Source organism: Streptomyces sp. NPDC042002 (assembly GCF_055588305.1).
The window spans coordinates 415,984-441,134 of record NZ_JBVJCT010000001.1 but is presented as its reverse complement, the minus strand read 5'-3'; the positions used below and the strand labels follow the sequence as shown (position 1 = coordinate 441,134).

Genomic DNA, 25,151 nt, shown 5'->3' with positions numbered 1-25,151 from the left:
CTGGTCCCGTCGCCGGTCGGGCTCGCCGCCTGACCCCGGTCCAGTCGCCCGTGGGGCCTCACCCCCGGCCCCCGTCGCCGGGTCGCCCGTCCCTCGTCGGGCTTCGCCCCTGTCCGTCGGCTTCTGCCGTAGTCCTGGCCTGGGCCTGACCTGCCCCCGGCCGGGGGGCAGGTCCGTCAGCGGGCCGCGTTGATGCGCTCCGGTCCGCCTTCCAGGCGGCCCTGCCGGTGCAGTTCCGCGGTGTCGGCCGCCAGGCAGTCGCGGATGTCCTTGCCCGTGCGCCGCCAGCCGAAGAACTCGCAGGCCTGCTTGATCAGTTCGTCCTCGGACATGCCCGGACACTCGGCGGCCAGCTCACACAGGGCCACATGCCGCTCGGCGGGGGCGATGTGCAGGACCTTGCGGGCCGTGTCGCCGTCCCCGGGACGCCGGGCGCTGACCACGTCGTGGCCCTCCGCGTCGAAGAACGCTCCGTCCATGGAGACGAGCCCCGAGCAGACCAGCGTCCGCGCCACCTCCCGGACGTTGTCCCGGATGCGGCTGCCCGCCCGGCCGACCCCCCATGCCTCGCGGGCCCGCTGCACCAACAGCTCCTCGTGGATGGGCCCCTCGACCTCGATGACCCGCGCCAGCAGGCTGCGCAGTACGGGCCGGGCCTCCGGCGTGTGCAGTTCGTGGCGCGGCCGCAGCGCGACCGCTTCGGTCCGGTACGGAGTGCTCCACCCCCGCTCCGCGCCGCTGTCGACCGGCACCCGTTCATACGCCGGCTCAGCCGGTTCCGGCGTCCGGGAAAGGAGCGGCGCGGCCGGCTGCCCTCCGGTGCCGTCCACGGCGACCGGTTCGGCCCGCTCTCCAGAAGGAGCCGGCTCCCCGGGAGGTGTCCGTTCCCCGGAAGGTGTCTCCCCCGAGGGTGACGGAAAGCCGGCGGGCACCGTGACCGACGCGGCGAGTGGCCCCTGGGCGATCGCCTGTTCGACCGCCTCCCGCAACCGCAGCTCCGCGGCGGCGCGACCGCGGTACCAGTCGGTGCCCCAGATGCGGTGGAGCCGCCAGCCGAGCCCGTTCAGGACCTGCTCACGCAACCGGTCCCGGTCCCGGGCGGCCTTGGAGGAGTGGTACATGGCACCGTCGCACTCGATGCCGAGCGCGTAGGCACCGGGCAGCCGCGGGTGGCGCAGACCGAGGTCGATGCGGTAGCCGGCGACGCCGACCTGCGGCTGGACCCGGTAGCCCCAGTCCCGCAGGACCGCGAGGACGGACTCCTCGAACGGGCTGTCCGGCTCGGCGTCCGCCTGGAGAACGTCGCGAGCGAGGACGGACGGTCCGTTCTCGGCGTATTCGAGATAGCGCTTCAGGTACTGCACGCTCTCGTTCGGGCTGTCGGCCAGGCTCGTACCCCGGAAGGACGAGACGACCTCCATGCGGTAGCGGGCGCGGGTCACCGCCACGTTGAGGCGGCGCCAGCCACCGCCCTTGTTGATGGGGCCGAAGTTCAGCCCCAGCTTGCCGTGCTCGTCGGGGCCGTAGCCCACGGACATGATCATCACATCGCGCTCGTCGCCCTGGACCGATTCCAGGTTCTTGACGAAGAAGCCGTCCAGACGGTCCTCGGTGAAGCAGTGGTCGAGGTCGGGGCGCGCGAGCCGCGCCTGCTGCACGGCCTGGTCGATCGCCGACGCCTGGGCCTGGGAGAGCGCGACGACGCCGAGGGTCCTGCCGGGGCGGGTGTCGAAGTGGTGGAGGACGCGTCGGGCGACGAAGTCCGCTTCGAGGCGGTTGTCGCGCCGCCCGCCCCTGTCGTACACGCCGTCGGCCTGGAGAAGGGCGACGCCGACGTCGTTGCCCTCGTCCAGCGCTCCGGGGAAGGTCACCATGGCGTTGCCGTAGAACTCGCGGTTGCTGAAGGTGATCAGGTTCTCGTGTCGGCTGCGGTAGTGCCAGCACAACGGCAGTTCGCGCATGGCGCCGGCCTTGCAGGCGTGCAGCAGGGATTCGAAGGAGTCCGGGACGTCCTCCGCGTACTCGTCGGAGTCGTCGTCGACCGAGGAGTCGAAGAACGAGGTCGGCGGCAACTGCTTGTCGTCACCGGCCACGACGAGGGTGCGTCCCCGGTAGACGCAGTTGACCGCGTCGCTGGGCCGCACCTGGGAGGCCTCGTCGAAGACCACCACGTCGAAGTGGAAGTCCGGCGGCAGGAACTGACTGACGGTCAGCGGGCTCATCATGAAGCACGGCTTGATCGACTGGACGACGTCGCGGGTTCTGCCGAGCAGTTCACGCACCGGCATGTGCCGGGTCTTCTTCTCCGCCTCCCGGACGATGACGGCCCCCGCTCCCCCGGCGAACCGGCGTGGGCGCCGCTTGTTGCAGGCCTCGATGACGGCGCCGCCCGCGGCGGCGATCAGCCGGCGGTCGGCCTCCTGGAAGTCGGCCACGCGCGCGTCGAGGTCGTCGGAGCGGGAGCTGCGCAGCCGCTTGTCCGTGGCGAGGATGCCGTCGGCCCAGGCGCGCAGCAGCGCCTGCTCGACGACGTCGGCCAGCCGGCCTGGGTCGACACCGCGCTCGGCCGCGCTCACCACGAGGTCGTCCGCGCCGTGCCGGGCGAGTACGGCGAGGCCGTCCACGTAGGCGTGCCACACGTCGGGGCCCTGCTCGTCACCGCGGAGGGCTTCGATCGACCGCTCGGCCTGGTCGAAGAGGCCCAGCACACCGGGCGAGAGCTGAGTGCGGCGGGCGGTGTCGAACAGGCCGAGCAGGGCGGTGACGGACCGGGTCCAGCGATCGGCCCGAGCGCCGGCCGTGGCACACCAAGTACCCAGCGAGTGACGGATGTTCTCGGCGAGCAGCTGCGGGAGCCGGTCCGTGTCGGCGTCGCAGGCGAGCCGTTCGGCGAGCAGGTCCCGGCGGTCGGCGTCCTGGGTCAGTACGGCGATACGGTCGGCGGTGGACAGCGCCCGGTCGAGGTCCGCCAGGGCTTCCCGGTCACGCGGCATGTACCGTCCGAGGAGGGCGACATGACGGTCCGTCAGGTGACCCAGCCCTGCGGCGGTGTCGCGCCACACGAGCGCCTGCTCCAGCCGGCCCGGCAGCGACTTGTCCCAGACACCGCCGCGCGTGAGCGCGGTCACGGCTGCGCGGTCGTCCTTGTACCGGGAGGAGAGGCGTCCCATCAGACCACGGTGCCGACCGGCGAACCGGTCCACCAGTTCCGGGAGTTCGGCGCATCGGAGCACCTGCTCGCCGAAGACGTCCGAGGCCGTGCCGCGGGCCGCGGCCTCGGCGTCCAGGGCCTGGCGCAGTTCCCCCGCCGCCGCGTGGGCCCGCTGAAGGACGTCGGAGTCGAACCATCCACGCGGGGGCCGGTGCCCGGCGCTCGTCAGATCGGCGAGCTCGCACAGGGCGAACGCCGCCTCGGCGCGGTCCGCCTTCGGCAGGCCGAACAGGTCGGCGAGCTGGGCCAGTTGTGCCGACACGTCGTCGGGCAGGCCTCCGTCCGCCGACGCCGCCCCCTCCGGCGAGGTCTCCGGGTCCGGGAGCCCCTCCCTCAAGGAGCGCACCGCCTGCCGGACCTCGCGCACCGACCGGGGTTCGTCCTGCGTCGCCGCGAAGGGGCGGCGTCCCGTCGCCGTCACCAGGGCGCCCAGGGCCTCCGCGGCCTCGGAGACCACCTGATGCGGGGAGTCGCCGGTCAGTCCGCGCCAGGGGAAGGACTCTCCTTCGGCGGCCGGGCGCCAGGCGCGCCCGATCGTCCGGGAGGCGGTGGCGAGTTCCTGGAGGGCACCGGCGGTCAGGCCCCGGACGACCTTCGCGTTCTCCGCGGCCAGCGGCAGCTTCGGCGTGCCGGACTGCTCCAGCAGGACCAGACGTCCGAGCACGTCGTGCAGGCTGCGCCCCAGCGGCTCACGGGTCTCGTTCATCGCGGCGGCGTAGGCGGACAGCCCCTCACGCAGCTTGCGGGCCCGCTCCAGTTCGTGCTCGGCGGCGCCGGTGACGCGGACCTCGGTGGTCAGCACCCGCGCGAGTTCGGTGGCGACCGCCTTCTTGCTCGTGTCACCGCTGTGCAGGGCCATCACGAAGTCGCCGAGGCCCACGCCGCGCAGCCGGTTCTGTACGACGTCGAGCGCCGCGGCCTTCTCGCTGACGAACAGCACGCTGCGCCCGGCGTGCATGAGCGCGGCGATCATGTTGGTGATGGTCTGGCTCTTACCGGTGCCGGGCGGGCCGCTCATGACGAAGGACCGCTGGTCGAGGGCGGCGGCGACGCACTGCCGCTGTGAGGCGTCGGCGTCGAGGACCAGGGGTGTCCGCTCGGGCAGCTGGACGTCGTCGATACGGTCCAGGTCCGCCGGTTCGAAGGCGATCAGGTCATCGGGCAGGCCGGCATCGGGGCCGAGGGCGACGGCCCGGACCAGCGGATGGGCGAGGACCTGCTCCTCGTTCTGCTGGAGGTCCTGGTACATGGCCTCCCGGTGCGAGGCGAACAGTCCGAGCACCACCCGCTCGTCCACCGACCAGTCCTTCAGGCCTGCCGCGACCGAACGGGCGGCGGACATCACGGTGCGCAGGTCCGCGACATCCGTGGCGGTGACCGGGCTCCAGTCCACCCCGAGCCGCTCCAGCTTCACGGCGAGCGCCGGATTGTGGATACGGTCCTGGTCGTCGGCCAGATGGAGGCGATAGCGCCGGGCGCTGTCCCGGCGGAGCTCGACCGGGACGAGGAGCAGCGGAGCGGTGCTGCTCTGATCGGCGCCGGCCTCACGCCAGTCGAGCATGCCGACGCCGAGCCACAGCACCCACAGGCCGTAGTCGTTGTACATCTGGCCGGACTTCTGCCGCAGTTGGTACAGCGAGCCGTCCAGCGAGGCCTGGGTGGCCTTCTGCGTGACCAGCCCCGTCCGGAGCCGTCGGCCGACGGCCCCGGTCCCTTCGTCGGCCGTCACCTCCTCACCCGCCTCTTCGGCGTCCGCCGTCTCGACGACGGAGGCGAACTCCCAGCCTTTGGCGAGATCGGAGAGGAGAACGCCGGCGGAGGGCGTCGTGATCTCCAGGGTCGCCGTTCTGGTGTGCCGGAAGTTCAGCAGCCGGTTGCGCCCGCCCATGTCCAGCAGGGAGTTGCGCCAGCCGTCGAGAACGGCCTTCAGCCGGTCGAGACCGGGATCGCTGACAGAAGCGGACACGGTCCGGGACTGATCGGGCATACGGTGAATACCTCCTGAGCGCCATGCACAGGGGTCGCCACCGTCACAGGCCCCCCTGGAGGTATCTCCCTATCAGCTGACCCGTTCCGGCACACCGAAGATCGTCGACGCGATATGTGCTTGTTGTGAAGAAATCGAACACATGACGTGAGGGTGTACGTGACAACGCTCGGTTCACTTGACAGAACCGGCCGCCACTCCCTGCAACGCGTGTCCGAAGGGCCGCTGTGGACATACCAGGCGAACCGTCCGAACTCCGCTCCCCCGGACGATCGCCGTCGCGACCGCCAGGCATGACGGGAAGCGGGCGGACTCCCACCGCCCACTTCCCCGCATTTCGGGGCCTAACGGCCGCGCAGCGTGCGGTACTTGGCGACCAGGGCCTTGGTCGACTCGTCCAGTCCCGGCACGTCCGCGCCCTCGGTGAGGGCGGGCTCGACGCGCTTGGCGAGGACCTTGCCGAGTTCGACGCCCCACTGGTCGAAGGAGTCGATGTTCCAGATCGCGCCCTGGACGAACACCTTGTGCTCGTAGAGGGCGATGAGCTGGCCCAGGACCGAAGGGGTCAGCTCCCGCCCGAGGATCGTGGTCGTCGGGTGGTTGCCCTCGAACGTCTTGTGCGGCACCAGTTCCTCGGGCACCCCCTCGGCGCGTACCTCGTCCGGGGTCTTGCCGAAGGCCAGCGCCTGCGTCTGCGCGAAGAAGTTCGCCATCAACAGGTCGTGCTGGGCGACCAGACCCGGCAGCAGGTCGGCCACGGGCTCGGCGAAACCGATGAAGTCGGCGGGGATCAGCTTCGTGCCCTGGTGGATCAACTGGTAGTACGCGTGCTGCCCGTTGGTGCCGGGCGTGCCCCACACCACCGGACCGGTCTGCCACTCGACCGGACGCCCGTCACGGTCCACGGACTTGCCGTTGGACTCCATGTCGAGCTGCTGGAGATAGGCCGTGAACTTCGACAGGTAGTGCGAGTACGGCAGCACGGCGTGCGACTGCGCGTCGTGGAAGTTGCCGTACCAGACGCCCAACAGGCCAAGCAGCAACGGGACGTTGGACTCCGCGGGAGCCGTGCGGAAGTGCTCGTCGACGAGATGGAAGCCGTTGAGCATCTCGCGGAAGCGGTCCGGGCCGATCGCGATCATCAGCGAGAGACCGATCGCCGAGTCGTAGGAGTAACGGCCGCCGACCCAGTCCCAGAACTCGAACATGTTGGCCGTGTCGATCCCGAAGCCGGAGACCTTCTCGGAGTTCGTCGACAGCGCCACGAAGTGCCGCGCCACCGCCTCCGGCCCGGCCTTCAGACCGGTCAGCAGCCAGTCGCGCGCCGAGGTGGCGTTCGTGATCGTCTCGATCGTGGTGAACGTCTTCGAGGCGATGACGAACAGCGTCTCCGCCGGGTCCAGGTCCCGCACGGCCTCGTGCAGATCAGCGCCGTCCACGTTCGACACGAACCGCACGGTCAGCGAGCGGTCGGTGAACGGGCGCAGCACCTCGTACGCCATCGCCGGGCCGAGGTCGGAGCCGCCGATGCCGATGTTGACGATGTTCTTGATGCGCTTGCCGGTGTGTCCGGTCCACTCGCCCGAGCGGACCCGCTCGGCGAAGCCGGCCATCTTGTCGAGCACGGCGTGCACGGCCGGCACGACGTTCTCCCCGTCGACCTCGACGACCGCGTCCCGCGGCGCGCGCAGCGCGGTGTGCAGCACCGCGCGGTCCTCGGTCACGTTGATCTTCTCGCCCCGGAACATCGCGTCCCGCAGCCCGAACACGTCGGTCGCCGCGGCCAGCTCACGCAGCAGCCGCAGCGTCTCGTCGGTGACCAGGTGCTTGGAGTAGTCGACGTGCAGATCGCCGACCTGGAGCGAGTAGCCGGAACCGCGCCCGGGATCGGCCGCGAACAGGTCGCGCAGATGGGTGCCCGCGAGTTCCTCGCGGTGCTTGGCCAGAGCGGTCCACTCGGGTGTCTGGTTGAGCCGGGTACGGCTTTCTGCGTTCATCTCGGACTTCCGCCTTCTTTCCTGCCTGTGCTGCTGCGTACCTTGCCCCGCTGCCGGTCCCAACCTAATTGATCAGGGCAGGACACGAGCTGTCGTCGTGCGTCCTCCGGCTCAACAACAGATACGTCCCGCTTGACCGCAGGTGTCAGCGCGATGACGGCGAAGGTGAGGAGTGCGGCCGCGAACGGTGCCGGTCCGCCCGGCCCGCGGGCCGCCGCGCCCACGCCGCCCGGCAGGGTCACCGAGCCGGGCGCCCGAGCCGGAGACCGCGCGGAACGCCGGGCTGACGAGCACCGGCGTGAATTCCGGTCCGCGCTGCTGCATCAGCGTGACCGGGTCCAGGATCCGGGCGCGGTACGAGCATCGGGCGCGGTACGAATTCGAGCGTCCGGGGCGCGGCAGAACAATCAGCCCGCGGCACGGATATCCGGGCGCGGCGGACCCGGCGACGGGGCGGTGTCCCGGCCTCGACGTCGCCGTGAAACGGTTCCGGCCAGACACCCGTGGGCGCCCGGCCGGCTCTCAACTCCTAGATTTCGCCCCGCAGTTTGGCGAGCGCCTCGGCGAGGATCGCCTCGCCGTCCGCGTCGCTGCGCCGCTCCCGCACGTACGCGAGGTGCGTCTTGTAGGGCTCGGTTCGCGGCGGGTCCGGCGGGTTGTCCCGGTCCTGTCCGGCGGGGAAGCCGCAGCGCGGACAGTCCCAGGTGTCGGGAACCTGCGCGTCGCTGGCGAAGCTGGGCTGCGTCTCGTGCCCGTTGGAGCACCAGAAGGAGATGCGCAGCCGCGGCGCGGACTCGCCGCGCTCGGCCTCACCCATCGGCCCCGCCCCGACCCGGCTTCCTCGGATCGCGTTGCCACTTGCCACGGTCGTAACTCCCTGCGTGATGGTGCCGCGAAACGAGTCGGCGTGACGCTTCGCTGCGAGCGCCTCAGTCTACGTAAGGCCCAACGCGCGTCCAGTGATTGGAGTTACATCCCCACCCCTAGACGCAAGCCCCATGATAGGCGGCGCCTGGAGGCGCGTACCGGACATGGGGCCTTACGTGCGGAATGTGCTTGTGTAATGTGCAGTTGTGCTGTTGTGCCGATGCCGGCCAGTGATCAGTAGTTGATCTTCATCAGAATACCGAGCGCGACGATGCACGCGAACCAGAGCAGACCGATCATCAGAGTGATGCGGTCGAGGTTGCGCTCGGCGACCGAGGAACCGCCGACGGACGACTGCATGCCGCCACCGAACATGTCGGACAGGCCGCCGCCCTTTCCCTTGTGCATCAGCACCAGCAGCATCAGCAGCAGGCTGAAGACGATCAGGGCGATCTCGAACCCCAAAACCACGGCTGGACCAACTTCCTCGGAACTGGATGGACGACGGGGGTCCGGCGCGATGGCACCAGACCCCCGCAAGGGTACGACGAATCGCCGCTACCGCATACTTACTGGTCGCGGAACCGGACGATCTTGACGAACTCGTCGGCGTCGAGCGACGCGCCGCCGACCAGAGCGCCGTCGATGTCGGGCTTCGCCATGATCTCGGCGACGTTTCCGGACTTCACCGAGCCGCCGTACTGGATACGGACCCGGTCGGCCAGCTCCTGGGAGTACAGCTCGGCGAGCTTGGCGCGGATCGCGGCGCAGACCTCCTGCGCGTCGTCGGCACCGCAGACCTTGCCGGTGCCGATGGCCCAGACAGGCTCGTACGCGATCACGACGGACTCCGCCTGCTCGGCCGGGAGGTCCTTGAGACCGCCCTCGACCTGCCCGAGCGTGTGCGCGACGTGGTTGCCGGCCTCGCGGACGTCCAGTTCCTCGCCCACGCACAGGATCGGGGTCAGACCGTGCTTGTAGGCGGCCTTGACCTTGGCGTTCACGATCTCGTCGGTCTCGTTGTGGTACTGGCGGCGCTCGGAGTGGCCGACGGCCACGTACGTGCACTTCAGCTTGGCCAGCATCGAGCCGGAGATCTCGCCGGTGTAGGCACCGGAGTCCTGCGCCGAGAGGTCCTGGGCACCGTACTTGATCTTGAGCTTGTCGCCGTCGACCAGGGTCTGCACGGAGCGCAGGTCGGTGAAGGGCGGCAGGACGGCGACCTCACAGGCGTCGTAGTCCTTGTCCGCCAGGGCGAAGGCGAGTTTCTGGACGTGCGCGATGGCCTCGAGGTGGTTGAGGTTCATCTTCCAGTTGCCCGCCATCAGCGGCGTGCGCGTGCTCATCTAGGTCAGTCCTCCAGTGCGGCGAGGCCGGGGAGCGTCTTGCCCTCGAGGTATTCGAGGGAGGCGCCGCCACCGGTCGAGATGTGGCCGAATGCGGTCTCGTCGAAACCGAGGGTGCGCACCGCGGCGGCGGAGTCGCCCCCGCCGACGACGGTGAAGCCCTTGGACTCGACCAGAGCCTGGGCGACCGCCTTGGTGCCCTCGGCGTAGTCGGGGTGCTCGAAGACGCCCATGGGACCGTTCCAGAACACGGTCTCGGCGTCGGCGAGCTTGGTCGCGTACAGGGTGCCGGTCTTCGGGCCGATGTCCAGGCCGAGCTGCCCCTCGGGCATCTTGTCCGCGTCGACGGCGGTGGGCTCGGTGGGCGCCTTGGCCTTCAGGTCCGGGAATCCGGGGGAGACCACGACGTCGACCGGGAGCACCAGCTCGACGCCCAGCTTCTCGGCGCGCTCCATGTACTCGGTGACGGCCGGGATCTGGTCCTCCTGCAGGAGGGAGGAGCCGACCTCGTAGCCCTTGGCCTTGAGGAAGGTGAAGGCCATGCCGCCGCCGATCAGGATGCGGTCGGCCTTGCCGAGCAGCTGGTCGATGACGGCGAGCTTGTCGGAGACCTTGGAGCCGCCGAGCGCGACGACGTAAGGCCGCCGGACGTCGTCGGTGAGCTTCTTCAGGACGCCGACCTCGGTGGCGATGAGGTAGCCGGCGTAGTGCGGCAGACGGGCCGGGAGGTCGTACACGGAGGCGTGCTTGCGGTGCACGGCGCCGAAGCCGTCGCCCACGTAGACGTCGGCCAGGGCCGCGAGCTGGTCGGCGAACTCGCCGCGCTCGGTGTCGTCCTTGGACGTCTCGCCGGCGTTGAAGCGGAGGTTCTCGATGACCGCGACCTGGCCGGGCTGGAGGCCGTTGACCGCGTCGTGGGCGGCGGGGCCGACCGTGTCCTGCGCGAACGCGACCGGCGCGCCGAGCAGTTCACCGAGTCGCTCGGCGGGCTGGAGGAGGGAGAACGCCGGGTCCGGGGCGCCCTTGGGGCGGCCCAGGTGCGAGGCGACGATGACCTTGGCGCCCGCCTCGGCCAGGGCCTTGACCGTGGGGAGGACGGCGCGGATGCGGCCGTCGTCGGTGATGAGGCCGCCTGCCAGCGGCACGTTGAGGTCGGCGCGGACGAAGACCCGCTTGCCGTCCACGCCTTCGGCGAGAAGCTCGTCGATCGTCTTCATAAAGGGACTCCTAGGGAAGGCTCTTCAGATCCGAGAGGGCTGATCGATCACTACGTAGCACAGGGCTCGGACAGCGCGGCGTCGCGCTGCCCGAGCCCTGGCTCACATCGAGGTGCCTGCTCTGGGAGTTAGAGCTGGCCGCCGACGAAGACCGTGAGGTCGACGAGGCGGTTGGAGTAGCCCCACTCGTTGTCGTACCAGCCGAGGATCTTCACCGTGGTGCCCTCCTGGACCATGGTCAGGGAGGAGTCGAAGGTGCAGGAGGCCGGGTCGCTGACGATGTCCGAGGAGACGATCTCGTCCTCGGTGTACGCCAGGTAGCCCTTGAGGTCGCCGTCCTCGGAGGCCTTCTTGAACGCGGCGTTGACCTCGTCCTTGGTGACCTCGCGCTGCAGCGTCACGACCAGGTCGGTGGCCGAACCGGTCGGGACCGGCACGCGCATGGCGATGCCGTCCAGCTTGCCCTTGAGCTGCGGGAGGACCAGGGCGGTGGCCTTGGCGGCACCGGTCGTGGTCGGGATGATGTTCTCGGCGGCGGCGCGGGCGCGGCGCAGGTCCGAGTGCGGGAAGTCCAGGATGCGCTGGTCGTTCGTGTACGCGTGAACCGTCGTCATCAGGCCCTTGACGATGCCGAAGTTCTCGTCGAGAACCTTGGCCATCGGCGCCACACAGTTGGTGGTGCAGGAGGCGTTGGAGATGATGTTGTGGTTCGCCGGGTCGTACTTGTCCTGGTTGACGCCCATCACGATCGTGATGTCCTCGTCCTTGGCCGGAGCCGAGATGAGGACCTTCTTGGCGCCGCCGGCGATGTGCTTCTCGGCGTCGGCCTTCTTCGTGAAGATGCCGGTCGACTCGATGACGATGTCGACGCCGAGGTCGCCCCACGGGATGTCGGCGGGGTTGCGCTCGGACAGGACCTTGATCGTGTGCCCGTCGACGGTGATCGTGTCGGCGGTGTGCGACACCTCGGCCTTGAGGCGGCCCAGGATGGTGTCGTACTTGAGCAGGTGGGCGGTGGTCGCGGTGTCACCCAGGTCGTTGACAGCCACGATCTCGATGTCAGCACCCTGCTCCAGCAGCGCGCGGAAGTAGTTACGACCGATGCGGCCAAAGCCGTTGATGCCTACGCGGATCGTCACGAACCGATCTCCTCGTTAGGTACGCCGACTCAGATGTCGGCGAGTTGTATGGGATGTCCCCGACCGCCTCCGACCCTACCTCCCTGGAGCGCCCGGAGTGACATCGAGTAGGGCCATACACGGCAGGGCGATCCGTACCCGTCAGTAGGGGTACGGATCACCCGCGCTGTTCATGCGATTGTCACGGTCAGTCAGCTCCGCAGTGCCGAGAGTGCCTTTCCGATCAGAGCCGCGCGGTCGGCCGCCGTACCGACGTGTTCCAGGCCGAAGCCCAGCAGTACGGAGTCGTCCGTGGTGACCGCTCCATATGTCTTGAAGAGTTCTCCGGTGCGCGCCCAGTCCCGCAGGACGGCCGGGCTGCCCGCAGGCGGACCGGCGACGGCCCAGGGACCGAGGGAGGACTCGAAGCCCTCCGTACCGGTGGCGGTGCCGCCGACCACGAGAGAGGTGTTGTCGAGGAGGAGCCCGTGGCCGCCCGTGCCCGGGTCGGTGATGTAACTGAACGAGACCTCGACCGACTTGCCGGCGTACGCGCTCAGGTCGAAGGCGACCGGCTGCCAGCCGCTGGAGGCGCCGGTGAAGCTGTTCCACGCGCCACTGGTGCCCGTGGCGGTGCAGCCGGCCGCGCTCACGGTCAGGTAGTGCTTGATCCACGGGTGTTCCCGGGCGAGGAAGCCGGCCTCGCACTCGGTCGGGACCGTGGCCGAGGTGGCACCGCCCGCCTCGGGAAGCGTGGTCCAGTCGTCGGCCCCGGTGGTGTGGACCTCGACGATCGCGTGGTCGTAGCCGGGCTCGGTGTCCCAGAGCATCTGGGAACGGAGCGTCGGCTTGTCGGCGGCGCCGACCCCGGTGAGGTCGATGGTGCGGGTGAGGCGCTTGTAGGCGTCGTCGGTGTGGACCGCGGCGGCCATGTACGAGCCCGCGTACGGCCCGTACGGGTTGACGGTCCCGCTGAACTGGCCCGCTCCCGCGCCGGAGGCGAACTGCGGGTACTGCGCCGCGGCGAGCGAGTCCGAGGTGACGCCGTAGGTGCCCGCCGCGTTGAGCGGGTTGCCGGGCGCGTCGCCGAGCGCTCCCGTGGCGCCGCCGAGCTTCCCCGAGCCGGTGAAGCCGCTCGCGCCGGGAGTGGACGTACGGGAGTAGGCGCCCAGGTAGTACTGGCTGAAGTCGTTCGAGAGGGTGCCGTCGCCGAGGTCGACGCTGCCGCCGGCCAGTTCGCCCGCCTCGACCAGCTTGCCGCCCTCGTTGAGGAAGGCCCGCAGCTGGAGCTGGGTGGCGTTGCCGGGTCGCAGGGCGCCGGTGTAGTGGACGACGGTCCCGAAGTGACCGAGGACGCCGAGCGCGTCCGGCGCGCCCTGGGTGGCGACGTCCCAGACGAGGGCCTTCCTGCCGTTGGCCTTCAGCGCGTCGACGTAGGTCTGCGCCTGTGTGGCGGTCGCGCCCTCCTCGGCGACCACGAGCACGTCGGCCCGCGGCCGCTGGGCCACGGTGTACGTGAAGTGCGTGCTGGAGGTGGGCTTTCCGCTTCTGGTCTCGCCGGTGAACCAGACCTCGACCCTGTCGCCCGGGTCGCCGTCCTTGACCTTGGCGCGGTACTCGTCGAAGTAGAGGTTGTCCGTGCCGCCGTAGGTGTCGCCGCCCTTCCAGGGCCTGAGCGCCATGTCGAGCGTACGGCCGCCGTTGACGCGGTACTTGAGCTCCTTGTCGCGTACGGACTTGCGGACGACGACGGAGACCTCCTGGTCCGCGCCGCGGGAGTACGACGTGGAGAAGGCGGCGGGGGTGAAGTCGGGGGCGTCGATGCCGACCGAGGACGACGGCCGGTCGGGATGGGCCGCGGTCTCGGCGACGGAGAGCGCGAACGGGACGTTCTTCTCGAACTCCTGCTCGATCAGCTTCTCGTCGTCCGGGAAGGTGAAGACGGAGGCGCAGTCCGCCGCGTTCCAGGCGTCGTTCGGATCGAGGTCCGAGGCGGTCTGGCAGGTCGACATCTCGGGGGTGAACATCGCCATGCCGTTGACGTTGCCCGCGTGGCCGTCCGCCTCGCCGTTGGTGGTGTACAGCTCCGAGGAGACCTGCGAGTGGTAGCCCGGGATCGCCGGGTTCTCGGGGGTTCCGGCGAGCGCCTTGTACAGCACGTCGTCCGGGGTGGGCGTCGCCACCTGCCAGCCCACTCCGTAGAGGAGCAGTTCGGCGGCGGAGTGGTAGTTGATGCCGTACGTGAAGCCGATCCGCTTCTCGAAGGCGTCCAGCGCCCTGGTCTCGGGCTCGGAACTCGGGCTCGCGCCGCGGTAGGTCTCACTGGTGGGGTTGGGGGACGAACCCTCGTCGTCGTAACCCCACTTGTAGGCGAAGTTGCGGTTGAGGTCGACACCGTCACCGGTGGAGATGACCCCGTCGCCGTTCACGTCCCGCATGTTCTTGCGCCACTGGCGGGCGTCGGCGTCCTTGAACGTGTAGTCGTAGCCGTCGGGGTTGGCCGACAGGACGAACCACAGCTCGGTGGAGTCGACGATCTTCTTGATGCGCTTGTTCGTGGCGTAGTTGTCCAGGTAGTAGTGCATCAGCCGCCGCGTCATCTCGGGCGTGATCCACTCGCGCGCGTGCTGGTTGGACATGTACAGCACCGACGGCTTGGCGCCGTCCCTGGTCGTCTTCGCGCCCTTGGTCAGTTTGAGCGCGAGGATGTCCTGGCCGTTCACGGTCTTGCCGATGGAGACGACCTTGGTCAGGCCGGGGTGGGCCTCACCCGTCCTGACGATCTCCTCTTCGAGGTTGCCCTTCCCGCTGTACGGGCGGAACACCCCCTGGGCGGCGCCCTCGACCCGGTTCTCGGCCTTGGCGGAGAGCGTGTGCTCGGTGAGGTCGACGCCCTGCTTCTCCAGCTTCCTGGCCTGCTGGTCGGTGACGTAGACCTCGACCGTGCTCCTGCCGTTCTTCCAGGTCGTGTCGCCGAGCTCGTGACCGTCCTGGCCGGCCGCGAGCAGCAGGGGTACCTGCTGCTTCGTGACCTCGGCGCGGAACACCTTCACGGCGTTCGCGTCGGGCTTGGGTGAACTGTCGTTCTGCGCCTGGGCCATCGGCGCCACGGCCGCACCGCCCAGCAGGAGCGCGCCGGTAGCGAGGATCGCGCTCGCTCTTCGTCTCATGAGCCCCCCTTGCACTGGTCCGCCACAGCAGCGAACAGATGCCAGGCTCATGACACTTCAAGGTCAAGTCAAGGGCGCCTCGCGGGCCGATCAACGCCGGTGCCGACCTCCCAAGTGGGCGCCGGCACCGGCATATTGAGCTTCTGTCAGATAATCCCGCACGTTTTTCACACCGCCCCGCGGATCCGGGTCAGCCCGCGAGGTTGTCCGCCATCTCCTCGGACAGACTCGACTCCGTCCCGGGGATCCCGAGGTCCTGCGCCCGCTTGTCGGCCATCGCCAGCAGCCGGCGGATACGGCCCGCGACGGCGTCCTTGGTCAGCGGCGGGTCGGCGAGGGCGCCCAGCTCCTCCAGGGAGGCCTGCTTGTGCTCCATGCGCAGCCGTCCGGCGGCGGCGAGATGCTCCGGCACCTCGTCCGCGAGGATCTCCAGGGCGCGCTGGACACGGGCCCCGGCGGCGACGGCGGCACGCGCCGAGCGGCGCAGGTTGGCGTCGTCGAAGTTGGCGAGCCGGTTCGCCGTGGCGCGGACCTCGCGGCGCATCCGCCGCTCCTCCCAGGCCAGCACCGACTCGTGCGCGCCGAGACGGGTCAGCAGCGCGCCGATCGCGTCGCCGTCGCGGACGACCACGCGGTCCACCCCGCGCACCTCGCGGGCCTTCGCGGCGATCGACAGCCGGCGGGCGGCGCCGACCAGCGCGAGCGCGGCCTCCGGCCCCGGGCAGGTCACCTCGAGGGAGGAGGAGCGGCCGGGCTCGGTCAGCGAGCCGTGGGCCAGGAAGGCCCCGCGCCAGGCCGCCTCGGCGTCGCAGGTGGCCCCCGAGACCACCTGCGGCGGCAGCCCCCGGATCGGGCGGCCCCGCCCGTCCACGAGCCCGGTCTGGCGGGCCAGCTGGTCACCGCCCGCGACGACGCGCACCACGTAGCGCGAGCCGCGGCGCAGCCCGCCGGGTGCCATCACGATCAGTTCGGAGGTGTGGCCGAAGATCTCCAGAATGTCCCGCTTCAGGCGGCGCGCCGCCATGGCGGTGTCCAGCTCCGCCTCGATCACGATCCGGCCGCTCACCAGGTGAAGGCCGCCGGCGAACCGCAGAATGGCGGAGACCTCCGCCTTCCTGCAGCAGGTCCGGGTGACGGGGAGCCGGGAAATCTCATCCTTCACCGCTGCCGTCATCGCCATGGGCCGATCCTTCCATGCATCCGAAAAATACGGTCGTACGCGGCGGCCAACAGCTCCGGGTCGTGCCGCGGAGATCCGTCGGTCCGGGCCACCGGCGCCAGCTCGACCGCGGCGCCGAACCGCTGGGCGGCGTCGGCGAGAGAGTCGCGGTCGGGCACGGCGGCCTCGTCGGCCAGCACCACGTCCAGGGCGAGTTTAGGGGCGTGTCGTCCCAAAACCTCCAAATGACGCTGCGGGGAGAAGCCTTCGGTTTCTCCGGGCTGCGGGGCGAGGTTCAGGGAGAGTACCCGGCGCGCCCTCGTCTGGCTGAGGGCATCCAGAAGTTCGGGCACCAGAAGATGCGGTATGACCGACGAGAACCAGGAGCCGGGGCCGAGAACCACCCAGTCCGCGTCGAGGACCGCCGCCACTGCCTCGGGCACCGCCGGCGGGTCGTGCGGTACGACGTGCACGGACTGGACCTCGCCGGGGGTGAGCGCCACGTTCGCCTGGCCCCGGATGGTGCCGACCTCCTCGGGCCGGTCGGGGTCGTGCCCCTTGACCAGGGCCTGGAGCTCCAGGGGCACCGCGGACATGGGCAGCACCCGGCCGTGCGCGCCCAGCAGCTTGCCGACCAGGTCGAGGGCCTGGACATGGTCGCCGAGCTGCTCCCACAGGGCGACGATCAGCAGATTGCCGACCGCGTGTTCGTGCAGGTCGCCCTTGGACTGGAAACGGTGCTGGATGACGCGGGCCCAGGTCTGGCCCCAGTCGTCGTCACCGCACAGCGCCGCCAGGGCCTTGCGCAGATCACCGGGCGGGAGGACGCCCAGCTCGTCGCGCAGACGGCCGCTGGAGCCGCCGTCGTCGGCCACGGTGACGACGGCGGTGAGGTCGCCGGTGATCCGGCGCAGCGCGGCGAGCGAGGCGGACAGCCCCATGCCGCCGCCGAGGGCGACGACCTTGGGCTGGGCGCCGCGACGGCGCGGCTTGGCGCCGCGCGCCGCGACCGGCTGGGTGGCTCGGTCCCCGGGGATCTCCCGGCGCAGCCGGCTCAGCCGCAGGGTAGTACGTCCGGTCACTCGCGCCCCATGTCCCGATGCACGAGCACGGTCTCCACGCCCTGGGAGGTCAGGCGGGCGGCGAGCTTCTCGGCGGTCGCCACCGAGCGGTGCTTGCCGCCGGTGCAGCCGACCGCGATGGTCACATAGCGCTTGCCCTCGCGCCGGTATCCGGCGGCGATGAGCTGGAGCAGTTCGGCATAGCGGTCGAGGAACTCCTTGGCTCCGGGCTGGTTGAAGACGTACGCCGAGACCTCCTCGTTGAGGCCGGTGAAGGGGCGCAGCTCGGGGACCCAGTGCGGATTGGGCAGGAAGCGCATGTCCACGACCAGGTCGGCGTCGACCGGGAGGCCGTACTTGAAGCCGAAGGACATGACGGTGGCCCGCAGCTCGGGCTCCTCGTCGCCCGCGAACTGGGCGTCCATCTTGGCGCGCAGCTCGTGCACGTTCAGGCTGGAGGTGTCGATGACCAGGTCGGCGTCGCCGCGCAGCTCGCGCAGCAGCTCGCGCTCGGCGTCGATCCCGTCCACGATGCGGCCGTCGCCCTGGAGGGGGTGCGGCCGGCGCACGGACTCGAAGCGGCGCACCAGGGCCTCGTCGGAGGACTCCAGGAAGACGATCCGCCGGGTGACGTTGTTGGACTCCAGGTCGGCCAGGGATTCGCGGAGGTTGTCGAAGAACCGCCGGCCGCGTACGTCGACGACGACCGCGATCCGGGCCACGTTGCCCTGTGAGCGGGCGCCGAGCTCGACCATCGTGGGGATCAGCGCGGGCGGCAGGTTGTCGACGACGAACCAGCCGAGGTCCTCCAGACACTTCGCGGCCGTGGACCGGCCGGCTCCGGACATACCGGAGATGATCACCAACTCGGGGATGACGGCGTCCGGAACTCCCGTTCCGGCCGTCTCGTTGCCCGTACCCACCTGTGCTCCGTCTTCCCGTGGTGCTTCCTGCTCCGCGTGATCTTCGCTTGCTTCCGGGTGTTCTTCCTGGCCCTGCGCCGGGCGTTCTTCTTCACGCGCGTCGTTCTCGGTCATGTCTCCTGCCCCCGTCGCTCGTCCGAGGCGCCCGCGGTCACGGGCTCCTCCGCGGGGCCCGCCGTCGTTTCGGGCGCCGCGTCTTCGTCGTCTTCCATGATCTCTCCAGTCGCCGTGTTCACGGCGGGTGCGGCCGGAGCCGCCTCGGCGAGGGCCACGGCGATGGTCTCCGCCGTCTTTCGCCCTATGCCGGGAACCTCGCAGATCTGGTCGATCGTCGCGGACCGGAGCTTCTTCACGGAGCCGAAGTGTTTGATCAGTGCCTGTTTGCGCGACTCGCCCAGGCCCGGCACGTCGTCCAGGGGGCCCGACCTGAAGCGCTTGGCCCGCTTGGCGCGCTGGTAGGTGATCGCGAAACGGTGGGCCTCGTCCCGGACCCGCTGGAGCAGATACAGGCCCTCGCTGGTGCGCGGCAGGACCACCGGGTCGTCCTCGTCCGGCAGCCACACCTCCTCCAGGCGCTTGGCGAGTCCGCATACGGCGATGTCGTCGATGCCGAGCTCGTCGAGGGCCCGCTGGGCGGCGGCGACCTGCGGCCGGCCACCGTCGACGACGACGAGCTGCGGAGGGTAGGCGAAGCGCTTGGGCCGGCCGTCGTCCTCGGAGTAGGCGCTCACGGAGACGGGGATCCCCGAGGAAGGGGTCTCGGAATCGGGGCCCTCTGGACGCGGGGTCCCGGAGGCAGAGGTCTCCGCGAGCGGTGTACCCGGGGCGGCGGTCCTTGCGTCGGCGGTCCCGGAGGCGGGGGTTTCCACGAACGGGGTGCCCGAGGCGGCGGTCTCAGCGAGCCGGGTGCCCGAGGCGGGAGTCTCAGCGGGAGGGGTCTCCGCGAGCAGGGTCCCGGAGACGGCGGTCTCCGAGGTCTCCGCGGCGGTGTCCTCGCCGTCCGTCCACTCCCCCGTCTTCTCCTTCTCGACGAGGTAGCGCTTGAAGCGGCGGGTGATCACCTCGTGCATGGAGCGGACGTCGTCCTGGCCGGCGAAGCCCTTGATCTGGAAGCGCCGGTACTCGCCCTTGCGCTGGAGCCCGTCCTCGAAGACGACCATCGAGGCCACCACGTCGTCGCCCTGGAGGTGCGAGATGTCGTAGCACTCGATCCGCAGCGGCGCGCTGTCCAGGTCGAGCGCCTCGGCGATCTCCTCCAGGGCCCGCGAGCGCGTGGTCAGGTCGGAGGCACGCCTGGTCTTGTGCAGGCCGAGCGCCTGGAGCGCGTTGCGCTGCACGGTCTCCATGAGCGCCTTCTTGTCGCCACGCTGCGGGATGCGGAGGGACACGTTCGAGCCGCGGCGCGCGGTCAGCCACTCCTGAACGGGCTCAAACGGCTCGGGCAGCGCCGGGACCAGCACCTCCTTGGGGACCGAGTCGCCCGTCTCCTCGCCGTAGAGCTGCTGGAGCGCGTGCTCGACGAGGTCACCCGTGGTGACCGCCTCCACCTTGTCCGTGACCCAGCCCCGCTGGCCGCGCACGCGTCCGCCGCGCACATGGAAGATCTGTACGGCGGCTTCCAGCTCGTCCTCGGCGACGGCCACGAGGTCGGCGTCGGTCGCGTCGGCGAGGACGACCGCGCTCTTCTCCATGGCCTTCTTCAGGGCCTCGATGTCGTCACGCAGCCGGGCCGCGCGCTCGTACTCCATCTCCTCGGCCGCGTCCGTCATCTGCTGCTCCTGGCGACGGATGTACGTCCCCGTACGGCCCGCCATGAAGTCGCAGAACTCCTCGGCCAGATCGCGGTGCTCCTCGGCCGAGACCCGGCCGACGCAGGGGGCGGAGCACTTGCCGATGTAGCCGAGGAGGCAGGGCCGGCCGGTGCGGGAGGCGTTCTTGAAGACACCGGCGGAGCAGGTGCGGACCGGGAAGACGCGCAGCAGCAGGTCGACGGTGTCGCGGATGGCCCACGCGTGCCCGTAGGGACCGAAGTAGCGCACGCCCTTCTTCTTGTGGCCGCGCATCACCTGCACGCGCGGGAACTCCTCGTTCAGCGTCACGGCGAGGTAGGGGTAGCTCTTGTCGTCGCGGTACTTGACGTTGAACCGGGGGTCGTACTCCTTGATCCAGGAGTACTCCAGCTGAAGGGCCTCGACCTCCGTGGACACGACCGTCCACTCCACCGACGCCGCCGTGGTGACCATGGTGCGGGTGCGCGGGTGGAGATTCGCCAGGTCCTGGAAGTAGCTCGCCAGGCGCTGGCGCAGGCTCTTCGCCTTCCCGACGTAGATCACCCGGCGGTGCTCGTCGCGGAATCTGTACACCCCGGGAGAGTCCGGGATCTGTCCCGGCTTGGGGCGGTAGCTGGAGGGGTCGGCCATGTCACACACCCTACTGGCGTGGGCCGACAGCGCGGTCGGCTCCCGGCCCGCCTGTGGACAGAACTCGCGGGACCGCGCCGGTACGACTCCGGGAGCATCGGCCCCGCCGGTGACGACGGCGATCGTCCCGGCCCGCACGGCACCGAGCGCCACGGCTCATCCGGAGGCGGACTCGGCCCGGAACTCTCCCGCCGGGCTTCTCGACGGTCCCTCGCGGTGTCAGCCGCGGCGTCGGCGCAGCGCCCTGGAGACGCTCAGGACGAGCGCGACGAGGGCGCCCGCGCCGGCCGTCGCCGACGCCACCACGACGAAGGGGTCGGTGGGGTCCGCGTCGCCGCTGCGGACTCCCCCGCGCCGGGGTCCCCTGTCCCCGCCAGGGCCCCGGTCGTCCCCGTGCGCTCCGCGCTCAACCAGCGCCACGCCGAATCCGGCCACAAGGGGCGCGTCGTGTGCGGCCTCCGCGCCGAGCCGTGTCGAATCGGCGCCCGGAAGCCCGCCGGCGTGCGCGGACGTGCCGGGGTGACCTGCCGCGCGCCCGACGGCCGCGGTCGCCGGGGTGGCGCCCAGGGCGGCCAGAACCGCGGCGAGAGCGACGAGTCGTCGTCTGTGGCGCATCGTGTCTGCTCCCGAGTGGGGGTCGTGGAGGGAAGGAGCGCGTCCGGGGGGCTGCGGTGAGCCATGTTGAGCATCAGGTGTTGTCGGGACTTGGTCAACACGCTTCAATGCGGGGGAACTCGGGGCGTGAACGACGAAACCCACGTGTGAGCAGCCCCCGCGCGCCCACCGGGCGACGCCGACGAACCGCTCGAACGGCCTGACCAGCCGGAGTGAACATCCACAGAAAGGCCCCTGCATGCGGCACGGCACACAGCACGCGGACGTCGCCACGGCGGAACTGGAAACGGCCCTGCGGGGCGGCCCTTTCCATGTCGCACTGCGCGCCGCGATCAACGCCCGCGGGCTGCCGCTGCAACGCGTCCAGCACCATCTGTCGCGGTACGGCGTCAAGGTCGGGGTGACGAGCCTGAGTTACTGGCAGCAGGGCGCCCGGCGCCCCCAGCGCCCCGAGTCGCTGCGGGCCGTCCGCGCCCTGGAGGAGATACTCCAGCTGCCCGACGAGTCCCTGATCAGGCTGCTGGCGGAGGCCGAGGAACGTTCGGATCCGGAGCGCCCCACGCGGCGTTCGTACCGCTCCCTGGTCGAGGCCTCCGGTGCCCTGGAACGGCTGCTGGCCGAACTGGAGTCCCCGCTCGACGGTGGTCTGCACACTATCGGCCATCACGAACAGGTCCGGATAGGCGCCCGTCGCGAACTGCTGGGCCGCGAATCGCACCACATAGTGCGCGCCCACAAGGACGGTGTGGACCGCTATGTGGCCATCCACCACGGTGATCCCGGATGCGCACCGGAGCGGACGGCGGTCCGGGCTCTGGAGAACTGCCGTACGGGCCGGGTGCGCTGGCACGGCGGCACCGGCGTGCTCGTCGCCGAACTGCTCTTCGACACCCGGCTACGGGCAGGCGATACGTTCCTCTTCCGCTACGCCTTCGAGGACGGCACGGCCGGGGCGTCCAGTGAGTACGTCCGCGGGTTCGGCTTCGCGGGCGGACAGTACGCGCTCCAGGTGCACTTCACCGAGAACGCGCTGCCCGTACGCTGCCACCGCTTCACCCAGCACTCCGCGGCGGCGCCGCGCAGCGGTCGCCAGGAACTGACGCTGAGCGGCCACCACCGCTCGGTACACCTGGTCGAGCCACGCGTGCGGTCGGGGATCGTGGGGATCGGATGGGACTGGGAGTGACCGCCCGCTCGGGTGCGGCGCCCGGGCCGGTCCGGCCTCACTCGGCTCAGGCGTCCGGCCGGCACTTGGGCTCGAACGCCCGGCCCGCACTCGGGCTCAGGCGCCCGGCCCGGCGACGATCTTCCCGTTCATCTCCTCGACGGGCAGTTCGTGGAGCGGCACGGTGGCCGGTGCCCGCAGCACCTTGCCGTTCATGGCGTCGAACTCGCTGCCGTGGCACGGGCATACGAGCGTCGTGCCCTGCAGCTTGTTGATGGCGCACCCGGCATGGGTGCAGATCGAGCTGAACGCCTTGAGTGAACCGTCCTCGGCGCGGCTGACCACGACGTTCCGGTCCTGGTACAGCTGCGCGCCTCCCTTGGCGACCTCGCCCTCCGAGCCCAGGACGACGGGAGCGGTCGGCGTCGCGGGGGCTCCGCCGCCACTGCCGCCGGAACACGCGGCGAGGCCGAGCCCGGCGACCGGGGTGAGCGCCGCTCCCCGCAGGACGGTACGACGGCTCGCGGACGGACGGCCGGACATGGCATCTCCACTGATCGAGGGCGCCCGGCGGACACTCCGCCGGGCGCGACAACGCTGAACACGGCAAGACGGGAACACGGGAACACGGGAAAGGGTGTCGCGCACCGACCATACCGGTACAGATCGTTCCGCTCGATGCGGGACGGCCCGGCGCGACCCCGGACGCAGACGCTGCCGTGAACCACTGACGTAAACGCTTGCGCAAACGTATGCGTAAGCGTTTACGTCTGTGGTCGGATGGGATACGTTCGCCCGCGAAAACCTGGTTCCGTTTCCGGGGCCCGAGTTCCGTATCAGGGGCTGGGGGTCTGCACGCGGGTTCCGTTCACGGACGAGCGCCCGAGTCCCGAGGGAGGAAGTGCCATGGCGACGATGGCCGATGTGGCCCGTCGGGCGGGCGTGTCCATCGCGACCGTCTCGCACGTCCTCAACGACACGCGCCCGGTGCTGCCCGGGACGCGCCAGGCCGTTCTCGACGCGATCGACGAGCTGGGCTACACGCCCAACACCCTCGCCCGTTCGCTCGTCACCTCACGTACGCGTTCCATCGGGCTCGCGGTGTCGGCGATCAGCAACCCGTACTTCACGGAGATCCTCCAGGGTGTCGAGGCCGAGGCCCTGGAACACGGCTACGGCCTGCTGATCGCCGATCCGCACGACGACCCCGAGCACGAGCGCACAGTCGTCCAACTGCTGCACGAGCGACGCGTCGACGGAATGATCATCGCTCCGTCGGCGACCCCGGACGCACTCCTGCGCTACCTCGGGCGGCACGACGTACCCACCGTCTTCCTGGACCGGCTCGTGGGCCCTCTCGCCGGGAGCGGCTTCCGTCACGACCAGGTCTGCGCCGAGAACACCGGACCGATGGCGAGCCTGGTCGCGCACCTCGCCGAGCGAGGGCACCGGCGTATCGGACTGGTCGCGGGCCTGCCCGGACTCAGCACCACGACCGAGCGGATCACCGGCTACCGGCACGGCCTCGCGCACGCCGGACTCCCCTACGACGAACGGCTCGTGGCGCACGGCGACTCCCGGACGGAGACGGCCGAGGAGGCCGCCCATCGGCTGTTGTCCCTCGGAGCGCCGCCCGGCGCGCTCGTCACCGCCAACAACGCCATGACCATCGGCGTGCTGCGGGCCCTGCGCGAACGGGGCCTGTCCGTGCCCGACGACCTCGCACTGTGCTGCTTCGACGACTTCTCCTGGGCGGATCTGTTCACACCCCGGCTCACCGTGATCGCCCAGCCCGGCAAGGAGATCGGCGCCACGGCCGTCCGACTGCTTCTGGAACGGCTGGCGTCGCCGCAACTGGAGAGCCGGACCGTCCGGCTGCCCGCCGCCTTCGTCCACCGCAGCTCGTGCGGCTGCCCCGAGAGCGCCGTACACCCCGAAAACCCCGAGACACCGAGGAAAGGACCCGCGTCGTGATCGTCGTCGCCGGTGAGGCCCTGATCGATCTGGTGCCGCAGGACGCGGGCGCCCTGGCGGGCCTGCTGCCTCGTCTCGGCGGCGGCCCCTACAACACGGCGGTGGCGCTCGGCCGCCTCGGCTCCCCCACCGCCTTCTGCTCCCGCGTCTCACGCGACGCGTTCGGCGAGGCCCTCCTGCGCGGACTCGGCGACGCGGGCGTCGACGTGTCGTCCGTGCAGCGCGGCGACGAACCGACGACCCTGGCCGTCGCCACGATCGGCACGGACGGCTCGGCCGCGTACTCCTTCTACGTCGAGGGCACGGCGGACCGTCTCTTCTCGGCCCCGGACCGGCTCCCCGACGCGGCGCGCGCGGTGTCCTTCGGCACCTGTTCGCTCGTCCTGGAACCGGGCGCGAGCGCGTACGAGGAACTGATGAGGGCCGCCTCCGGGCGGGGAGTTTTCACGGCCCTCGACCCGAACATCCGTGCCGGCCTGATCCCCGACCCGGACGCGTACCGCGCCCGGTTCAAGAGCTGGCTGCCTTCGGTGTCCCTGCTCAAGCTGTCCGAGGAGGACGCCCGGTGGCTCGGCGGCACCCCGCGCGAGTGGCTGGCCGCCGGACCCGCCGCCGTCGTCATCACCCAGGGCGGCGACGGGCTCACCGCGTTCACCCGGGACGGCTCGGTCCACTCCGTACCCGGCGAACCGGTCGACGTCGTGGACACCATCGGCGCCGGCGACACCGTGAACGCGGCCCTGCTCCACGGCCTGGCCGCCCGGAACGCCCTGTCCCCGACCGCACTCGCGGAACTGGGCCCCCGGGGCTGGACCGAACTCCTGCGCTTCGCGGCCCGCGCCGCGGCCGTCACCTGCTCCCGCGCCGGAGCCGAACCGCCGTACGCCCGCGAACTCGGCGAACTCGGCGACTTGTAAGAAC

The 25,151-nt window shown here is 70.5% G+C and carries 17 protein-coding genes; 3 read left to right on the top strand and 14 right to left on the bottom strand.

What is annotated here, in order from left to right; translation table 11 throughout:
- Nucleotides 1–176: 176 nt before the first annotated feature.
- From ACZ6KY_RS01880 to ACZ6KY_RS01820, 13 genes are all read right to left on the bottom strand, one after another.
- Complete coding sequence (locus ACZ6KY_RS01880; protein WP_469308323.1) at nt 177–5,198, bottom strand: DUF3320 domain-containing protein; 5,022 nt, start codon at nt 5,196–5,198, stop codon at nt 177–179.
- Between the two features lie 344 nt (nt 5,199–5,542).
- Nucleotides 5,543–7,195 carry a glucose-6-phosphate isomerase gene (pgi, locus tag ACZ6KY_RS01875; RefSeq protein WP_469308322.1) on the bottom strand — a complete coding sequence of 551 codons (1,653 nt, stop codon included), beginning with the start codon at nt 7,193–7,195 and terminating at the stop codon, nt 5,543–5,545.
- Nucleotides 7,196–7,724: 529 nt separating this feature from the next.
- On the bottom strand, nt 7,725–8,060 hold the full coding sequence (locus ACZ6KY_RS01870) for an RNA polymerase-binding protein RbpA (RefSeq protein WP_003957010.1): 336 nt from the start codon (nt 8,058–8,060) through the stop codon (nt 7,725–7,727).
- Between the two features lie 236 nt (nt 8,061–8,296).
- Nucleotides 8,297–8,533, bottom strand: coding sequence for a preprotein translocase subunit SecG (secG, locus tag ACZ6KY_RS01865; protein WP_469308321.1), 237 nt, complete (start codon nt 8,531–8,533; stop codon nt 8,297–8,299).
- 98 nt (nt 8,534–8,631) lie between these two features.
- Nucleotides 8,632–9,408, bottom strand: a complete 777-nt coding sequence (gene tpiA, locus ACZ6KY_RS01860; RefSeq protein WP_469308320.1) for a triose-phosphate isomerase — start codon at nt 9,406–9,408, stop codon at nt 8,632–8,634.
- Nucleotides 9,409–9,413: 5 nt separating this feature from the next.
- On the bottom strand, nt 9,414–10,625 hold the full coding sequence (locus ACZ6KY_RS01855; RefSeq protein ID WP_469308319.1) for a phosphoglycerate kinase: 1,212 nt from the start codon (nt 10,623–10,625) through the stop codon (nt 9,414–9,416).
- A 128-nt stretch (nt 10,626–10,753) separates the two neighbouring features.
- The gene (gene gap, locus ACZ6KY_RS01850; protein ID WP_469308318.1) at nt 10,754–11,764 is read right to left on the bottom strand and encodes a type I glyceraldehyde-3-phosphate dehydrogenase; all 1,011 of its coding nucleotides are present in this window, start codon (nt 11,762–11,764) and stop codon (nt 10,754–10,756) included.
- A gap of 191 nt (nt 11,765–11,955) precedes the next feature.
- Nucleotides 11,956–14,913 (bottom strand): M14 family metallopeptidase, encoded by a 2,958-nt coding sequence (locus ACZ6KY_RS01845; protein ID WP_469308317.1) that lies wholly within the window; start codon nt 14,911–14,913, stop codon nt 11,956–11,958.
- A 190-nt stretch (nt 14,914–15,103) separates the two neighbouring features.
- A complete protein-coding gene (gene whiA / locus ACZ6KY_RS01840) occupies nt 15,104–16,093 on the bottom strand; it encodes a DNA-binding protein WhiA (protein ID WP_401325262.1) in 990 nt (329 codons plus the stop codon).
- Nucleotides 16,084–17,154, bottom strand: coding sequence for a gluconeogenesis factor YvcK family protein (locus tag ACZ6KY_RS01835; protein WP_469308316.1), 1,071 nt, complete (start codon nt 17,152–17,154; stop codon nt 16,084–16,086). The genes whiA and ACZ6KY_RS01835 overlap by 10 nt, the downstream gene beginning before the upstream one ends.
- A complete protein-coding gene (rapZ, locus tag ACZ6KY_RS01830; RefSeq protein WP_469308315.1) occupies nt 17,151–18,170 on the bottom strand; it encodes an RNase adapter RapZ in 1,020 nt (339 codons plus the stop codon). The genes ACZ6KY_RS01835 and rapZ overlap by 4 nt, the downstream gene beginning before the upstream one ends.
- Nucleotides 18,167–20,506 (bottom strand): excinuclease ABC subunit UvrC, encoded by a 2,340-nt coding sequence (gene uvrC, locus ACZ6KY_RS01825; protein ID WP_469308497.1) that lies wholly within the window; start codon nt 20,504–20,506, stop codon nt 18,167–18,169. Before uvrC ends, rapZ begins: the two co-directional genes overlap by 4 nt.
- Before the next feature lie 189 nt (nt 20,507–20,695).
- On the bottom strand, nt 20,696–21,091 hold the full coding sequence (locus ACZ6KY_RS01820) for a hypothetical protein (RefSeq protein ID WP_469308314.1): 396 nt from the start codon (nt 21,089–21,091) through the stop codon (nt 20,696–20,698).
- Nucleotides 21,092–21,329: 238 nt separating this feature from the next.
- Between ACZ6KY_RS01820 and ACZ6KY_RS01815 the strand changes: the two genes are divergently transcribed.
- On the top strand, nt 21,330–22,277 hold the full coding sequence (locus ACZ6KY_RS01815; RefSeq protein WP_469308313.1) for a hypothetical protein: 948 nt from the start codon (nt 21,330–21,332) through the stop codon (nt 22,275–22,277).
- A gap of 96 nt (nt 22,278–22,373) precedes the next feature.
- Here the strand turns inward: ACZ6KY_RS01815 and ACZ6KY_RS01810 are convergent, their stop codons facing one another.
- A complete protein-coding gene (locus ACZ6KY_RS01810; RefSeq protein WP_469308312.1) occupies nt 22,374–22,799 on the bottom strand; it encodes a Rieske (2Fe-2S) protein in 426 nt (141 codons plus the stop codon).
- A 363-nt stretch (nt 22,800–23,162) separates the two neighbouring features.
- On the opposite strand from ACZ6KY_RS01810, the gene ACZ6KY_RS01805 reads away from it, so the two are divergent.
- Entirely contained in the window at nt 23,163–24,230 is a 1,068-nt protein-coding gene (locus ACZ6KY_RS01805) for a LacI family DNA-binding transcriptional regulator (RefSeq protein WP_469308311.1), read from the top strand.
- The gene (locus tag ACZ6KY_RS01800) at nt 24,227–25,147 is read left to right on the top strand and encodes a carbohydrate kinase family protein (RefSeq protein WP_469308310.1); all 921 of its coding nucleotides are present in this window, start codon (nt 24,227–24,229) and stop codon (nt 25,145–25,147) included. Before ACZ6KY_RS01805 ends, ACZ6KY_RS01800 begins: the two co-directional genes overlap by 4 nt.
- Nucleotides 25,148–25,151: the final 4 nt, after the last annotated feature.

Bases quoted from the DNA above. Each gene is read 5' to 3' on its own strand.
- ACZ6KY_RS01880 (WP_469308323.1), bottom strand. From the start codon at position 5,198: ATGCCCGATCAGTCCCGGACCGTGTCCGCTTCTGTCAGCGATCCCGGT.
- pgi (WP_469308322.1), bottom strand. From the start codon at position 7,195: ATGAACGCAGAAAGCCGTACCCGGCTCAACCAGACACCCGAGTGGACC.
- tpiA (WP_469308320.1), bottom strand. From the start codon at position 9,408: ATGAGCACGCGCACGCCGCTGATGGCGGGCAACTGGAAGATGAACCTC.
- ACZ6KY_RS01855 (WP_469308319.1), bottom strand. From the start codon at position 10,625: ATGAAGACGATCGACGAGCTTCTCGCCGAAGGCGTGGACGGCAAGCGG.
- ACZ6KY_RS01845 (WP_469308317.1), bottom strand. From the start codon at position 14,913: ATGAGACGAAGAGCGAGCGCGATCCTCGCTACCGGCGCGCTCCTGCTG.
- whiA (WP_401325262.1), bottom strand. From the start codon at position 16,093: ATGGCGATGACGGCAGCGGTGAAGGATGAGATTTCCCGGCTCCCCGTC.
- rapZ (WP_469308315.1), bottom strand. From the start codon at position 18,170: ATGACCGAGAACGACGCGCGTGAAGAAGAACGCCCGGCGCAGGGCCAG.
- ACZ6KY_RS01820 (WP_469308314.1), bottom strand. From the start codon at position 21,091: ATGCGCCACAGACGACGACTCGTCGCTCTCGCCGCGGTTCTGGCCGCC.
- ACZ6KY_RS01815 (WP_469308313.1), top strand. From the start codon at position 21,330: ATGCGGCACGGCACACAGCACGCGGACGTCGCCACGGCGGAACTGGAA.
- ACZ6KY_RS01810 (WP_469308312.1), bottom strand. From the start codon at position 22,799: ATGTCCGGCCGTCCGTCCGCGAGCCGTCGTACCGTCCTGCGGGGAGCG.
- ACZ6KY_RS01805 (WP_469308311.1), top strand. From the start codon at position 23,163: ATGGCGACGATGGCCGATGTGGCCCGTCGGGCGGGCGTGTCCATCGCG.